Origin of the sequence: Citrobacter sp. Cpo089, from assembly GCF_030332695.1 — a bacterium.
Classification (GTDB): domain Bacteria; phylum Pseudomonadota; class Gammaproteobacteria; order Enterobacterales; family Enterobacteriaceae; genus Citrobacter; species Citrobacter portucalensis.
The window spans coordinates 28484-42875 of the sequence record NZ_JAOWHJ010000054.1 but is presented as its reverse complement, the minus strand read 5'-3'; the positions used below and the strand labels follow the sequence as shown (position 1 = coordinate 42875).

Below are 14392 nucleotides of genomic sequence, written 5' to 3'. Positions count from 1 at the left end.
AGGCCGGATAAGCGACAGCGCCATCCGGCATCACAGGCTTAGAACGTTTCCCAGTTATCCCCGGCATCCGTTACCGCGGCTTTGCGCGGCTGGACCGTTGAAACCGGTTTTGCTGTCGCAACATCGCGAGCACGCTGTTGGTCATGCTGAATACGGAACACGGCAACGGCCTGAGTCAGGCGGCTGGCCTGCTCTTCCAGCGCCGCAGCGGCGGCGGCGGATTCTTCCACCAGCGAGGCGTTCTGCTGCGTCACGCGATCCATCTCGGCAACGGCCAGACCAACCTGGTCAATACCGCGGCTCTGTTCATCAGAAGCAGAGGCGATTTCACCCATGATATCGGTCACGCGGGTTACCGCATTGACGATCTCATCCATGGTTTCACCGGCGCTTTCTACCAGCGTTGAACCAACATCCACGCGGCTGACCGAGTCTTCAATCAGGCTCTTAATCTCGCGCGCGGCCTGCGCACTACGCTGGGCCAGGTTACGTACTTCACCCGCAACCACCGCAAATCCACGGCCCTGCTCACCCGCACGCGCGGCTTCTACTGCGGCATTGAGTGCCAGAATGTTAGTCTGGAAGGCAATGCCGTCGATGACGCTGATAATGTCGGCGATTTTCTGCGAACTGGACGCGATGTCACGCATGGTTTGCACCACGTTATCCACCACTTTGCCGCCTTTCTGCGCGGTTTCAGAAGCACTCAGCGCCAGATGGCTGGCCTGACGCGCGTTTTCGGCGTTCTGCTTAACGGTCGCCGTCAGCTGTTCCATGCTGGCCGCAGTTTCTTCCAGGGAAGCCGCCTGCTGCTCGGTACGGGAGGAGAGATCGTTGTTGCCCATCGCAATCTCGCTGGCACCGCTGTAAATCGCGTTGGCACCGTTACGCACGTCACCCACGGTATTCATCAGCTCACCCTGCATGTGACGCAGGCTTTCCGCCAGTTGCCCAATCTCGTTGGACCCTTCCACTTCAATACGTTTCACCAGATCACCGCTGGCGATATGACGAATGCTGTCGATCAGACGGTTCATTGGGGAGATAAGGGTCAGCTTGATACCAAACCACACCGCAATAATCGCCGCCAGTACGGTAATCAGCACGCAGATCAGCACCCACATCGCCTGGCTGTAAGAGCTGTTGTTATCTTCCACCGCGATGTCATACAGGCGATCATTCTGCTGCATGTAACTCATGTACTGCTTCTCAAAGCCATCCTGATAGCTCTGCGTCGGTTGATCAAAGAATGCGTTGATCTTCCCGTCACCCAGTAACTGGATCAGCTCCGCCAGCGCACCATGATAGATGTCATAGGTGCGGTTGATCTCCTGGAAAGCGGCTTCGCTTTGGCGCGGATCGCGCGGGAGCGACTCGTAAATCGCCCAGTTTTTTTCCGTCAGCTTCAGCGCCGTACTCGCCACCTGCATCAGCTCGGCAACGGTCGCGCCGCTACCGATATTGCTCTGATCCATCATGTAGCGAATGCCTGCCCGGTTCAGGGTGTTACGCGTTTGCAGCAGCTCAACCCAGGTGGCGTTCAGCGCAGACTGTTGCTGGCGAATGGTTTGCAGAACGGTAAAGTTCTCTTTGTCATTCTTAAGTGAGTTAAAAAACAAGCCGCCCGAGGCGAGCTGTAAAAGGCCAAATAGCGCCAATACCAGCAGTAAGCTGGTAACAATCTTCATTCGTTTTAACATGTTTTCTCTTTCCGCTAGACAGATACTCTGGTTTTCGGCCTGGAAAGAGAAAACTTTATGGTGCCAGCAATTGCCACAGAATTATCGTTTTCACATTAAATACCGTTCCCTATGACAAATTACGCAAAAAATTAGTCGTTCCATTACGTCCTAGGTGTAGGATTCCGGTTTTTGAAGGAAAGGATGCTTCTATGTTAAATCGCGATTTTGATCACCTATCCACCCTCGCACACCACTTTTTTGAACGTGAAGATATTCGCCAAAAGCTCAATATCATCGATCAGTACAACATCTCCGGTTGGGAAGTCTGGATGCAGATAGAATTTGCCAATCTGCTGGCTTCGACGGGTCATGAATGGTGGCGTGAACAAACTCTTGCTTGCGATCTCCGGAAAAATCCACAGCGTTTGTCAGTGCGTGCAGATTTCTTGTTGCGGAAAAAAGGCTGGACGCAAGATAGCTACATTGCGCTTGAACTCAAACAGAACCAGGATCCGACAAGCTGCGTCAGAAATATGATTGCTGATTTGGTTAAAAGCGCAAAAATCAAACGTTCGGAATTAGAGCTGCGTAGCTTCTGGACGCTGGGGGTAACGCCCCGCATAGATAAAGAGCGTCTCGATGAACTCATTGACTACTATCTGGATGAAAAATATTACCTGACTAAATCACGTAAGAAACATGTGTTGCTCAGAGACATCGAACATACGCCTTACTGTTATATCGTAATCTGAGTCTCTCAGTGAGGTGCTTTGTCAGTGAGAAAACACGGCATGTAGACAGGCAAACGCTATATTGCCGTGATCTCAATCACATAAATTTCCCCGTTCCCCCCGCAGTTTACCGCTCACTGACACTTGGGACCGCTTAAGCTGACATACAACCGCTCACTTATTTACCTTACTTTACGCGCGTAATTCTCTGGCAAGATCCCCCCAACATAGCAGTCAAATAACCTCCTCAAACACAAGATCAAACCCACGCGGCTTCGGCCAATTATTAATAGGTACCCTAGATAATTCGAGTTGTAAGAAGGCGGCAAATGAGGGAATCCTCAGGAGCTTACAAAAGTAAGTGACTGGGGTGAGCGAATGAAGCCAACGCACATACAACTTGAAGTATAACGGGTAAAAAACCAGGTTTTACTATGGATACGAAAAAGATATTCAAGCACATACCCTGGGTGATTCTCGGAATCATCGGTGCATTCTGCCTCTCGGTAGTGGCATTACGTCGGGGTGAACACATTAGTGCCCTGTGGATCGTGGTCGCCTCAGTTTCTGTTTATCTGGTGGCCTATCGTTACTACAGCCTGTACATCGCCCAAAAGGTGATGAAACTTGACCCAACGCGTGCCACGCCGGCGGTCATCAACAATGACGGTCTGAACTACGTTCCAACCAACCGTAACGTCTTGTTTGGTCACCACTTTGCCGCTATCGCAGGTGCAGGTCCGCTGGTTGGGCCGGTACTGGCCGCGCAGATGGGCTACCTGCCCGGTACGCTGTGGCTGCTGGCAGGCGTCGTGCTGGCCGGTGCGGTACAGGACTTCATGGTGCTGTTTATCTCTTCCCGCCGTAACGGCGCATCTCTGGGTGAGATGATCAAAGAAGAGATGGGCCCGATCCCGGGAACCATTGCGCTGTTCGGCTGCTTCTTAATCATGATCATCATCCTCGCAGTACTGGCGTTGATCGTAGTGAAAGCGCTGGCAGAAAGCCCGTGGGGTGTGTTCACCGTCTGCTCAACCGTACCTATCGCGTTGTTCATGGGGATCTACATGCGATTCCTGCGACCGGGACGCGTGGGCGAAGTGTCGGTGATTGGTATTGTGCTGCTGGTAGCTTCTATCTACTTCGGCGGCGTGATTGCGCACGACCCGTATTGGGGCCCGGCGCTGACCTTTAAAGACACCACCATTACCTTTACCCTGATCGGCTACGCATTTATCTCTGCGCTGCTGCCGGTATGGCTGATCCTCGCCCCGCGCGACTATCTGGCTACCTTCCTGAAAATCGGCGTTATCGTCGGTCTGGCGGTGGGGATTGTTATCCTCAACCCGGAACTGAAAATGCCAGCGATGACCCAGTACGTTGATGGTACCGGTCCGCTGTGGAAAGGCGCTCTGTTCCCGTTCCTGTTCATCACCATCGCGTGTGGTGCGGTATCTGGCTTCCACGCGCTGATTGCTTCCGGTACCACACCGAAGCTGCTGGCCTGTGAAACCGATGCGCGCTTTATCGGTTACGGCGCGATGCTGATGGAATCCTTCGTCGCAATTATGGCGCTGGTTGCCGCGTCTATCATCGAACCAGGTCTGTACTTCGCGATGAACACCCCGCCTGCGGGCCTTGGCATCACCATGCCGAACCTGCATGAAATGAGCGGCGAAAACGCACCGCTGATTATGGCGCAGTTGAAAGACGTCACCGCACATGCGGCAGCGACCGTCAGCTCCTGGGGCTTCGTCATTTCGCCTGAGCAGATCCTGCAAACCGCGAAAGACATCGGTGAACCGTCCGTTCTGAACCGAGCAGGTGGCGCACCGACGCTGGCCGTTGGTATCGCTCACGTGTTCCACAAAGTGCTGCCGATGGCTGATATGGGCTTCTGGTACCACTTCGGTATTCTGTTTGAAGCGCTGTTCATCCTGACCGCACTGGATGCCGGTACCCGTTCTGGCCGCTTTATGCTGCAGGATTTACTGGGTAACTTCGTGCCGTTCCTGAAGAAAACCGATTCTCTGGTTGCGGGTATCATCGGTACTGCGGGCTGCGTAGGCCTGTGGGGTTACCTGCTGTATCAAGGCGTTGTTGACCCGCTGGGCGGCGTTAAGAGCCTGTGGCCGCTGTTCGGTATCTCTAACCAGATGCTGGCTGCCGTGGCACTGGTTCTCGGCACCGTGGTACTGGTTAAAATGCAGCGCACCAAATACATCTGGGTTACCGTTGTTCCGGCAGTATGGCTGCTTATCTGCACCACATGGGCGCTGGGTCTGAAACTGTTCAGCACCAACCCGCAGATGGAAGGCTTCTTCTTCATGGCGAATCAGTACAAAGAGAAGATTGCTAACGGCGGCGAACTGACCGCTCAGCAGATTGCCAACATGAACCACATCGTCGTCAACAACTACACCAACGCAGGTCTGAGTATTCTGTTCCTGGTGGTGGTGTACAGCATCATTTTCTACGGGTTCCGTACCTGGCAGAAAGCCCGCGCCATCAACGGTCGCTCTGATAAAGAGACGCCGTATGTACCGGTGCCGGAAGGCGGCGTGAAGACCTCTTCACACCACTAACCTGAAGCCGGGTGGCGCACTGCGCTCCCGGCCTACAAAGTAAAGTTAACGTAGGCCGGATCAGGCGCAAGCCGCCATCCGGCTTTATTCATTAACAGGGCGTTCCATGTTTGGTACTTTAGGTCAGGCAAAAAAATATCTCGGTCAGGCGGCGAAAATGCTGATTGGTATTCCGGACTACGACAACTACGTCGAGCACATGAAGACCAACCATCCCGATAAGCCGTACATGACCTACGAAGAATTCTTCCGCGAGCGCCAGGAAGCCCGCTACGGTAGCGGCGGAAGCAGTTGCTGTTAGAAGGAGAAGTGAATGACCCCGATTGCAGTTACCCTACTCACCGGTTTTCTTGGCGCGGGTAAAACCACCCTGCTGCGCCATATTCTCAACGAGCAGCACGGTTACAAGATTGCCGTTATCGAAAACGAATTCGGCGAAGTCTCGGTGGACGATCAGCTGATTGGCGATCGCGCCACGCAGATCAAAACCCTGACCAACGGCTGCATTTGCTGTACCCGCTCCAGTGAGCTGGAAGACGCACTGTTAGACCTGCTCGATAACCTCGACAAAGGCGCCATCAATTTCGACCGTCTGGTGATCGAATGCACCGGCATGGCCGATCCCGGCCCGATCATCCAGACCTTTTTCTCCCATGAAGTGATTTGCGAACGCTACCTGCTGGACGGCGTAATTGCGCTGGTTGACGCGGTACATGCCGACGAGCAGATGAACCAGTTCACCATCGCCCAGTCGCAGGTCGGCTACGCCGACCGGATCCTGCTGACCAAAACCGACGTCGCGGGTGAAAGCGAAAAACTGCGTGAGCGCCTGTCGCGCATCAACGCCCGTGCGCCGATTTACACCGTGACGCATGGCGATATCGACCTCGCGCAATTGTTCGACACCAACGGTTTTATGCTGGAAGAGAACGTGGTCAGCGCCAAACCGCGCTTCCACTTTATCGCCGACAAGCAAAACGATATCTCCTCGATCGTCGTCGAGCTGGATTACCCGGTAAACATCAGCGACGTGTCGCGAGTGATGGAAAACCTGCTGCTGGAATCCGCCGAGAAGCTGCTGCGCTATAAAGGCATGCTGTGGATTGAAGGCGAGCCGAACCGCCTGCTGTTCCAGGGCGTGCAGCGCCTGTACAGCGCCGACTGGGACCGCCCGTGGGGCGACGAGCAACCGCACAGCCAACTGGTGTTTATCGGCATTAATTTGCCGGAAGACGAGATCAGAGCGGCATTTGCGGGATTGAAGAAGTAATCCCCTGCTGAATTGCCCGGTGGCGCTACGCTTACCGGGCCTGGAAATAGCACTTCCCCGTAGGCCGGATAAGGCACAGCCGCCATCCGGCACTTACTGCCCCAGTATAAGGCTATTTCTTGTTTTGCTCTCTCAGCATAGCCTCGCGCAAAATAGCATTCAGCCGTATCTGGTAACCCTTCCCGGGGCGCTTTAGCCACTCCATCACATCGGCATCAATGCGCACCGATGCCTGCGTTTTCAACGGACGGAAAAACTTACCGCGATGAGCCTCTGACCACTGCTCATCTTCGGTCACGGGAACGTCGCTGTAATCAATATCATCATCCGGTTTATTCGCCAGCGCCTTCAGTTCAGCCTCATGCTGAGCACTCAGCGCGGATACGCTGCCGCGTTTATGTTTAACCATGCTCATAACGATTCCTCTCTTTACTGTCTGCCTTTCTGGCACTGATGATACGAATGACTTCAAAGCCACTTTCAAACCTAACGCTATGGGCAACCAGAATAACCACAATGCCATGAACGAGACCGATGGTCTGCCACCGATACTCACCGTTCTCATAACGATCCTGTCTGGACAAATGCCGGGGATCGTCGAAAACCAATACTGCGTCCTCAAAGCGAACACCATGTTTACGGTGGTTACTTTGTGCTTTGTTTGCATCCCATTCAAACTCCATTGGCATGTATTTCATCCCTAATTGTATATACAAAAACGTATATACAATTATCTTGCAATTATACCTCGGTTGTTGGAAATAGCTTCACAATTTGACGATCAGGAATTGAATTTTGTAGGCCGGATCAGGCGCGGCCGCCATCCGGCACTTGCCCCACTCACTCGGTAATCACAAATCGCGTCGCGGCAAAACAGTTCAACACCCGGTGTACCAGAAACACCATGGTGAGCGTTGCCACCAGCGCAACGGTGACGGAGGTGATGCGGTACAGATCGCTGAACACCAGGTCCTGATCCGGGTGCAGGTTCTGGCCAAACATAATGCCGATGGTGGTGATACTGGCAAACCCCACGCCTGCGCCGACTTTTTCCATTACGTGCAGGCGGGCGCTGAACGCCAGCCCGAGGCCAATCAGTGGCATCATCAGCACCATATGGTTGCTGAAATCATAGATAAGCAGCTGTACCAGCAGAATATACAGGCAGGCCAGCACCACCCCAACCACGCGCCAGATCGAGCTAATCACCGCGCCACGATAGTGCATCGGAAACAGGATCAAAATGCCTGCCATCAGTGCCGACAGCGAATCACTCAAATCACAGATCTGGAAGACAACAAAAATCATCGTCGCCACCGTACCGGAAAGCAGCGATTCATGGCGCACCCGGGCGGCATCTTTCTCAATGCGCGGTGGCGGCTGGCGAGGTTCTACGTCCGGGATCAGATAATGCAGCAGCGCGCTCAGCGCCACTGCCATGACGCAGGCTTCCATATTGGAGAACATCAGCGTATGCCAGTTGGTGGTGGGATAACTCATAAAGTTGAGCATCGTGCTCTGGCACACCACGCCCATCGAGCCGAGCAGAAACAGCGGGCCTTTGCTCATAAAACGAAAACGCATCACGTACAGGCCAAACACCACCAGTGTCATAACCAGCGGCCACTGTGAAAGATAGCCGACGATCAGCACCATTTCGACACAGTTAACCGCCGCGCTGAACACAAACTGTGTTGCCACATGGCGGTTGAACACCGGCACCAGCGACAGCAGCATCAGCGGATAAACCACAAAAAATACGCCGTACTGCACGTTGTAGAATGTCGAGATACTCAGCGCGATTGTCCCGGCAACGGAGATACGCAGGGTCTGGCGAAAATCATTGGCGGTGTAGACAATGTTCCCGTGCGGCGTAAAGACGTGGGCCAGCGTGTTAATAGACATAATGCAGCCAGCTAACGAGATGGATCTGCGCTCCGGCAAAGGTGCGGGCGAACATCCCCTCGCTGTTATACAGCTGTACCGTGGCGCGCGCCCCGGTCGGTAACGGCGTGTCGAGCGGTTCGTTTAGCACGACGTGAATACGCATACGCTGAGCATCGCGCACCCAGCGGGTAGACTGTTCCGGTTGCGACAACTGGCCGTTAACCTGCTCCTGACCCGCCAGAATACCGGCATCGCTGCTGGTGACGCGGGCAGAGAAGACCTTGCCCGGCATGGCATCGAACACCACGGCGGCATCGGTATTTACCCGAGTGTGGCGCAGGCTTTTCTCGCGAAAGTCAGCCACGATATCGGTCTGATGGCTGACCAGCGCCAGTAGCGGCGTGGCGGCGGTGGCGTAAAGTCCGGGGCTAAGCTGGAGGTTACTCACCGTACCGTCGGTCTGGGCAAATACTTTGCTCCAGCCGAGGTTCAGTTGCGCCTCTTCCAGCGCGTTACGGTATTTTTGCAGCGTCACGTTACGCTTGTCATCGCGCTCGCCGCGCTGGATCAGCAGGTTCTGAATACTGGCATTCAGCGCCGCCACCGACTGCTCGCTGGTCTGCCAGGCGGTACGCACCTTGTCGAGATCGGATTGCGACACGTTCTGCATGGCGCTCAGGCGCTGATAGCGATCAAGGGTGGTCTTATCGTTATGGGCGTTGAATTGCGCGGTGCGCAGGTTGGCGCGCGCGGAAGCTATCTGCGCATCCAGCTGTTGATTGCTCAGCTTCGCCTGCTCAAGGGCGATTTGCGCAGCCTCGACCTTATTGATAAACGGCGTCGGATCCAGTTCGTACAGCAAATCGCCCTTCTTCACCTGGCTATTATTGTGTACATGCACCTGCGAGACGTAGCCGGAAACGCGTGAGGAAACGGGCGTTACCACACGCATCACCGTGGAGTCCGGCGTCAGCGGGATCCAGATATCGGCAACGATAAACCAGGCGAATATTACCAGGAAAGCGGCAATACTCACCCTTACCCAACGGGCAAATTTTTGTTCTGGGGTCATCATATTTTTTAGTGTTGATTGTCTTCTTCGCGGATTGTCCGCAGATTGCAGGCGATTTGATTGAGCGTGGCGCTGAAGGAAGCGAGTTCCGCCTCAGGGATGGTGCAGGTGACGCGATGTTGGTATGTCTCTATCACCCGGTTGAGTTCGTCCAGCCTTGCGCGGCCTTGCGCGGTCAGCGTTAGCAGGCGGATGCGTTTGTCATAAGGCGATGTGGAACGCAGCAGATAGCCCTGCTTTTCCAGCTGCGAGAGGGTGCGCATCAGCGGCGGCAGTTCGATGCCCTGCATTTGTGCCAGTTCACTGACTGAGACGTTGTCTCCCAGTTGATACAGTTGCATCAGTACCGTCCAGCTGGACTGCGTCAGGCCTGTATCGGTGATGGCAGCATCAATAATGGCCCGCCACTGGCGCACCACCATTGCCATGCGCATCCCCATTGGTCGGCGGGCAAACAGTTCATCTTCAGTCATCTTATTTTCCCCTCATCGCTGAAAAGAAAATAATACTTATCATGGTAAGTATCAAGGAACAGGCTATCCAGAAGCATGAATTGATAAATATCGTGAATATAAAAGAGGCCGGGACGATAACCCCCCAGCCTCTGTCGATGAAAGAAAATCACTCCACCTGATCGCGTCGCAGCCCGACGTCCCGCAGCCGCTCATCGCTCATCTGTTGCAATAAGCGCCGCGTTTGCGCTCGAAGCCGCCACGCCTTGTATGCCCGCCAGATCAGTACAAACCCAATAAACGGCTGTTTTGCTTTATTCTCGTGAAATTCCATACCTTGCCTCCCCGCCTTGCCAGAGGCTTTATCTTCACGGATCTGGCCTAAAACAATACAGACTCACAAAGTACTTTTATTTAACATACAGATTGGTTAAAAAGAGTTCTGCATCGCTTTTTTCACGCCAATCTGTACTGATTTTTTAATCTGTATGGTACCCATGAGGGATACAGCATGACGCGTTACCAACATCTGGCCAATCTGCTGGCCGAACGCATTGAGCAGGGGCTGTATCGCCATGGCGAAAAACTGCCCTCGGTTCGCAGCCTGAGCCAGGAGCATGGGGTCAGCATCAGCACCGTCCAGCAGGCGTATCAGACTCTGGAACAGCGCCAGCTGATCACGCCCCAGCCACGTTCCGGTTATTTTGTCGCGCCACAAAAAGCGCAGCCACCCGTGCCACCGATGTCGCGTCCGGTACAGCGTCCGGTCGAAATCACCCAGTGGGATCAGGTGCTGGATATGCTAAAGGGCAACGCGGACAAATCGATAATTCCGTTTAGCAGCGGCGTGCCCGACATTGATCAACCGAGCCTGAAGCCGTTGTGGCGCGAGCTCAGCCGCGTGGCGCAGCATAATCTGCGCGCGATACTGGGCTACGATGAAATATCCGGATGCCGTGAACTGCGTCAGCAGATTGCACGGCTGATGCTGGACGGCGGTTCAGTGGTCAATGCAGACGATATTGTGATCACCAGCGGCAGTCAGAGCGGAATGTCGCTGGCGCTGCTGACGGTCTGCCAGCCCGGAGATATTGTCGCCGTTGAATCACCGGCCTACTACGGCACGATGCAGCTACTGCGCGGCTTAGGGATCAAGGTGATTGAGATCCCAACCGATCCGGATACCGGGATCAGCATTGAAGCGCTGGAGCTGGCGCTGGATCAGTGGCCGATCAAAGGTATGCTGCTGGTTCCAAACTGCAACAATCCGCTCGGATTTATTATGCCGGATGCGCGTAAACGGGCGGTGCTCGCCCTCGCCCAACGGCACGATATTGTGATTTTTGAAGACGATGTGTATGGCGAACTGGCCACAGAGTATCCCCGCCCGCGCACGATCCACTCCTGGGACAGCGACGGTCGGGTAATACTCTGCAGTTCGTTTACCAAATCCGTCGCCCCCGGTCTGCGTGTGGGTTGGGTGGTGCCCGGTCGCTATTACAACAAACTGCTGCACATGAAGTACGCCGTCATTGGAACTAACGTTCCCGCTACGCAACTGGCAGCGGCTTCCTTTGTGCGCGAAGGTCATTATCATCGGCATATCCGGCGTATGCGCCAGATTTATCAGCGCAATATGGAAATCTACACCTGCTGGGTACGGGAATACTTTCCCTGCGGGATCTGCATCACCCGACCAAAAGGCGGCTTTATGCTGTGGGTCGAGCTACCGCTCCAGGTCGATATGGTCTGTGTCGCTAAGCAGCTTTGTCGCCTGAAAATCCAGGTTGCGCCGGGTTCGCTGTTCTCCGCATCGGGGAAGTATCGCAACTGTGTGCGCATCAACTGCGCGTTGCCGCCAAACGAGAAGCATCGGGAAGTAATGCAGAAGCTCGGCGAGGCGGTAAAAACGGCAATAGAGTAAACCGGACCACCCGGTGCTCCCGTGCAGGCGATTGCACGGTTTAAGTCATTTCTAATGGCTTACGCCCTGAATATCTTCAACGGAAAGTCGGGTGATTTTTTGTACCGTGCTGATATCGATGCCATCTGCCAGCATGGTGCGGGCAATACGTAGCGCCTCATCACGTCGTCCCTTTATTAGCCCTTCCTGTTTGCCTTCTTTTTTGCCTTCTTGTTTACCTTCCTGCTTACCTTCAAGCCATCCTTTTTGAAATCCTGCCTCATGCAATCTGTCCGCAATCGTCATCAAATGCTCCTTGTGCTGCGGTGAACGTTCGGCAACCCCGCGAATAAACTCACTGAATCGAGGTGCATCGCCAGTTCGTAAAATATAATTAAACAGTGTCTTTATCTGGCTGTCATTAGTCAGTCCGGTAAGTAGCAGGGAAACAATTTGCTCAACCAATCCCATAAGATCGCGTTGACGGATATGTTTTTGGATTAACTCCAGCAGCGCCATACGTCGATGCTGCACAATTTCGTCATCCGGAATAACCGTAATATCCACCAGCGGAAACGCCGCAGCATACAGCTGACGAGCCAGCTTCGGGTTGGCAAACTCATCCAGCCAGCACAGCGAATAAGGGTACGGGCTTTTAGCGCCGTGATAAAACAGCATCGGCACCACCAGCGGCAACTGCTGATGCCCGGCATCTAAATGTTTCTGCATGGCCGCTACCGCATAGCGCATCAGTCTGAATGCCATATGCGCATCCGGTGTGCTTTGGTGTTCAATCACTACATAAATATATCCATCCCCATCCGTCGTTTTCACCGACCACAGCACATCGGAATAGTACGCACGTAAATTCTCTTCAACGAAACTGTCTGACTCGAGTTTAAGCGTCTGAAGATCGCAAAGCTCGCGCAGCGAAGCGGGAAGATGTATTTGCAGAAAATCCCGTGCAGTCTCAGGGTGACGTAAAAATGTTTTAAAAACCGCATCATGCGGTGTTAAAGCGGAAGCTTTGTTCATGGCGATCCTTCACCTGAAAATAAGATGCCATGACTGTAGCGCCGGAAAACCACATCCTCACCTGCAACTTTCTCTCTTTACGAGGCGATTTCCGGGATAACAACGCCCTTATGTAACGTCTGCATTTGTCTGGAACACGTCACGCAAAATCGCCATCTCAATGCGCATTCCCACTTTTTCACCACTCGGCCTGTGCTATAACAAATCATCACTTTCAGCGAGGACACGATGTGACGCATACCCGGAATATTCCACAATCGTTCTGGCGTGATGAGCAGTTGCCGTGGCTGGAACTGCGCAGCACCTGGCAGAGCCAGCAGGCCTATAAGCGGCATCACCACTCTCAGCTCTCGATTGGGGCAATTCTCGAGGGGGAAACGTGCTGTCAGTGCGATGGCGAGGAATACCATCTGCAGGTGGGCGATCTAATTGTGATACCGCCGCTGGCACCTCACAGCTGTAATCCTGTTAACGGACAGTTTCGTAGCTATCATATGCTTTATCTTGATGCCCAGTGGTGTCTTGCTAATCTGCCTGCACAGAACACCAATCAGCGGCTTTGCACGCCTGCTCCCGTAATCCGCGATGCGCAATTATTCCAGCGTTATATGCACCTTGTGACGCTCATGCCGCAACGCCAAACCGCGCAAATAACGGATGCCGCACAAGCATTGCTGCACACGCTGCCGTTGCAGTCGGTCACACAAGACAACCTAAGCGCAACCAACCAGTATCTGCGCGAACGGTTGCAGTCCAGCCTGCTCGCGCCGCCCTCGCTCGATGAGCTGGCACATGAGTGTCATATGCGTAAAGAGACGCTGATCCGTACCTTTAAGCAAGATACCGGGCTGACGCCAGGAAGTTATCTGAACATCATACGGATTGACTATGCTCGCCAGCGGCTGCGGGCCGGAGACGAAATTGCCGATGTCGGATACCAGAGCGGGTTTGCCGACCAGAGCCATTTCCATCGCACCTTTGTTCGCTACACCGCCGCCACACCGCGCCAGTACGCGTTGGGACGATCAATATCAGACAATAATTAGCGCTGCGTCAGGCGTACGGTGCTCTCAGATTCATTCTCTGAGGTCGCTATGTCGCTGCTTTCTGTACTTTTTCCTTCTGCTTTTCCCGCGCTGGCGCTGGCGCATTTCGTCGCATTGCTTAGCCCCGGGCCGGACTTCTTTTTACTGGTCGGTTACGCCGCACGATACCGGATGCGCGGCAGCGCCGGGTTGTGCGTGGGGATCGCTTTCGGCAACGGGCTGTATGTTCTGCTGGCAATTATCGGTTGGGGGATCCTGCGCCAGCTTCCCCTGTTGTTTACGGTTATTGAGCTGCTGGGCGCGCTTTATTTATTGTGGATTGGCAGCCTGCTGGTACGCAGCCGCCCGCAAACGCTGACCGGAACAGACACCCAGTCTACCTGTCCAGGATTTGGCAAACAGCTACTGCTGGGATTGGGTTCGTCACTGCTCAACCCAAAAAATGCGCTGTTCTATCTGGCGCTAATGGCCGCCCTGCTCGGCCCGTCGGTGACGCTGCTGCAGCAAACCATGAGCGGGATCTGGATGACCAGCGTAGTGCTGTGCTGGGATCTGCTGATCGTGATGTTCATCGGTTTACCGCAGATCCAGCGACGGTTATCCAGAGGGATATTATGGGTGGAACGTATCGCTGGGGGTGTATTGATTATCTTCGGTTGTGCCATCGCGCTGCGATTTTTGCCGAGCATCGTAGTCTGATTTCCAGGGCGATTTTCTGCACATAAACCG

15 protein-coding genes are annotated in these 14392 nt (G+C 54.0%); 7 read left to right on the top strand and 8 right to left on the bottom strand.

Features of this window, described 5'->3' with window-relative positions; genetic code table 11:
* Window positions 1-38: 38 nt before the first annotated feature.
* Window positions 39-1700 carry a methyl-accepting chemotaxis protein gene (tsr, locus tag OGX92_RS10180; protein WP_063941063.1) on the bottom strand — a complete coding sequence of 554 codons (1662 nt, stop codon included), beginning with the start codon at window positions 1698-1700 and terminating at the stop codon, window positions 39-41.
* A gap of 191 nt (window positions 1701-1891) precedes the next feature.
* On the opposite strand from tsr, the gene OGX92_RS10175 reads away from it, so the two are divergent.
* The 4 genes from OGX92_RS10175 to yjiA all read left to right on the top strand — a co-directional run bounded on the left by OGX92_RS10175 (window position 1892) and on the right by yjiA (window position 6268).
* Entirely contained in the window at window positions 1892-2434 is a 543-nt protein-coding gene (locus tag OGX92_RS10175; protein ID WP_003830032.1) for a hypothetical protein, read from the top strand.
* 413 nt (window positions 2435-2847) lie between these two features.
* Entirely contained in the window at window positions 2848-4998 is a 2151-nt protein-coding gene (btsT, locus tag OGX92_RS10170; protein WP_003830033.1) for a pyruvate/proton symporter BtsT, read from the top strand.
* A 106-nt stretch (window positions 4999-5104) separates the two neighbouring features.
* Window positions 5105-5299, top strand: a complete 195-nt coding sequence (locus OGX92_RS10165; RefSeq protein ID WP_003830038.1) for a YbdD/YjiX family protein — start codon at window positions 5105-5107, stop codon at window positions 5297-5299.
* A gap of 12 nt (window positions 5300-5311) precedes the next feature.
* Window positions 5312-6268, top strand: coding sequence for a GTPase (gene yjiA / locus OGX92_RS10160; protein WP_003830040.1), 957 nt, complete (start codon window positions 5312-5314; stop codon window positions 6266-6268).
* A gap of 112 nt (window positions 6269-6380) precedes the next feature.
* Here yjiA and OGX92_RS10155 read toward each other — a convergent pair whose 3' ends face one another.
* The 6 genes from OGX92_RS10155 to OGX92_RS10130 form a co-directional block, all read right to left on the bottom strand.
* Window positions 6381-6683: a BrnA antitoxin family protein gene (locus OGX92_RS10155; RefSeq protein WP_286586509.1), complete on the bottom strand. Its 303-nt coding sequence runs from the start codon at window positions 6681-6683 to the stop codon at window positions 6381-6383.
* Entirely contained in the window at window positions 6670-6957 is a 288-nt protein-coding gene (locus tag OGX92_RS10150; protein WP_003830043.1) for a BrnT family toxin, read from the bottom strand. The genes OGX92_RS10155 and OGX92_RS10150 overlap by 14 nt, the downstream gene beginning before the upstream one ends.
* 151 nt (window positions 6958-7108) lie before the next feature.
* Entirely contained in the window at window positions 7109-8173 is a 1065-nt protein-coding gene (locus OGX92_RS10145; RefSeq protein ID WP_048215011.1) for a DUF2955 domain-containing protein, read from the bottom strand.
* A complete protein-coding gene (locus OGX92_RS10140; protein WP_286586506.1) occupies window positions 8163-9230 on the bottom strand; it encodes an HlyD family secretion protein in 1068 nt (355 codons plus the stop codon). Before OGX92_RS10140 ends, OGX92_RS10145 begins: the two co-directional genes overlap by 11 nt.
* A 5-nt stretch (window positions 9231-9235) precedes the next feature.
* A complete protein-coding gene (locus OGX92_RS10135; protein WP_003830047.1) occupies window positions 9236-9700 on the bottom strand; it encodes a MarR family winged helix-turn-helix transcriptional regulator in 465 nt (154 codons plus the stop codon).
* 148 nt (window positions 9701-9848) lie between these two features.
* Window positions 9849-10013, bottom strand: a complete 165-nt coding sequence (locus OGX92_RS10130) for a DUF1127 domain-containing protein (RefSeq protein ID WP_003019180.1) — start codon at window positions 10011-10013, stop codon at window positions 9849-9851.
* A 177-nt stretch (window positions 10014-10190) separates the two neighbouring features.
* On the opposite strand from OGX92_RS10130, the gene OGX92_RS10125 reads away from it, so the two are divergent.
* The gene (locus tag OGX92_RS10125) at window positions 10191-11603 is read left to right on the top strand and encodes an aminotransferase-like domain-containing protein (protein ID WP_003830051.1); all 1413 of its coding nucleotides are present in this window, start codon (window positions 10191-10193) and stop codon (window positions 11601-11603) included.
* A gap of 51 nt (window positions 11604-11654) precedes the next feature.
* On the opposite strand, the gene OGX92_RS10120 is transcribed toward OGX92_RS10125, so the two are convergent.
* Complete coding sequence (locus tag OGX92_RS10120; RefSeq protein WP_003830053.1) at window positions 11655-12617, bottom strand: Rpn family recombination-promoting nuclease/putative transposase; 963 nt, start codon at window positions 12615-12617, stop codon at window positions 11655-11657.
* Between the two features lie 230 nt (window positions 12618-12847).
* Here OGX92_RS10120 and OGX92_RS10115 point away from each other — a divergent pair, with 230 nt between their 5' ends.
* Together OGX92_RS10115 and OGX92_RS10110 are read left to right on the top strand one after the other, a co-directional pair.
* Window positions 12848-13663: an AraC family transcriptional regulator gene (locus tag OGX92_RS10115; protein WP_286586504.1), complete on the top strand. Its 816-nt coding sequence runs from the start codon at window positions 12848-12850 to the stop codon at window positions 13661-13663.
* Between the two features lie 48 nt (window positions 13664-13711).
* Entirely contained in the window at window positions 13712-14362 is a 651-nt protein-coding gene (locus tag OGX92_RS10110; protein ID WP_003830059.1) for a LysE family translocator, read from the top strand.
* Window positions 14363-14392 lie beyond the last annotated feature (30 nt).

Coding starts and splice junctions, on each gene's coding strand:
- OGX92_RS10150 (WP_003830043.1), bottom strand. CDS start 6,957: ATGCCAATGGAGTTTGAATGGGATGCAAACAAAGCACAAAGTAACCAC.
- OGX92_RS10145 (WP_048215011.1), bottom strand. CDS start 8,173: ATGTCTATTAACACGCTGGCCCACGTCTTTACGCCGCACGGGAACATT.
- OGX92_RS10130 (WP_003019180.1), bottom strand. CDS start 10,013: ATGGAATTTCACGAGAATAAAGCAAAACAGCCGTTTATTGGGTTTGTA.
- btsT (WP_003830033.1), top strand. CDS start 2,848: ATGGATACGAAAAAGATATTCAAGCACATACCCTGGGTGATTCTCGGA.
- OGX92_RS10135 (WP_003830047.1), bottom strand. CDS start 9,700: ATGACTGAAGATGAACTGTTTGCCCGCCGACCAATGGGGATGCGCATG.
- OGX92_RS10175 (WP_003830032.1), top strand. CDS start 1,892: ATGTTAAATCGCGATTTTGATCACCTATCCACCCTCGCACACCACTTT.
- OGX92_RS10155 (WP_286586509.1), bottom strand. CDS start 6,683: ATGAGCATGGTTAAACATAAACGCGGCAGCGTATCCGCGCTGAGTGCT.
- tsr (WP_063941063.1), bottom strand. CDS start 1,700: ATGTTAAAACGAATGAAGATTGTTACCAGCTTACTGCTGGTATTGGCG.
- OGX92_RS10165 (WP_003830038.1), top strand. CDS start 5,105: ATGTTTGGTACTTTAGGTCAGGCAAAAAAATATCTCGGTCAGGCGGCG.
- OGX92_RS10140 (WP_286586506.1), bottom strand. CDS start 9,230: ATGATGACCCCAGAACAAAAATTTGCCCGTTGGGTAAGGGTGAGTATT.
- yjiA (WP_003830040.1), top strand. CDS start 5,312: ATGACCCCGATTGCAGTTACCCTACTCACCGGTTTTCTTGGCGCGGGT.
- OGX92_RS10120 (WP_003830053.1), bottom strand. CDS start 12,617: ATGAACAAAGCTTCCGCTTTAACACCGCATGATGCGGTTTTTAAAACA.
- OGX92_RS10110 (WP_003830059.1), top strand. CDS start 13,712: ATGTCGCTGCTTTCTGTACTTTTTCCTTCTGCTTTTCCCGCGCTGGCG.
- OGX92_RS10125 (WP_003830051.1), top strand. CDS start 10,191: ATGACGCGTTACCAACATCTGGCCAATCTGCTGGCCGAACGCATTGAG.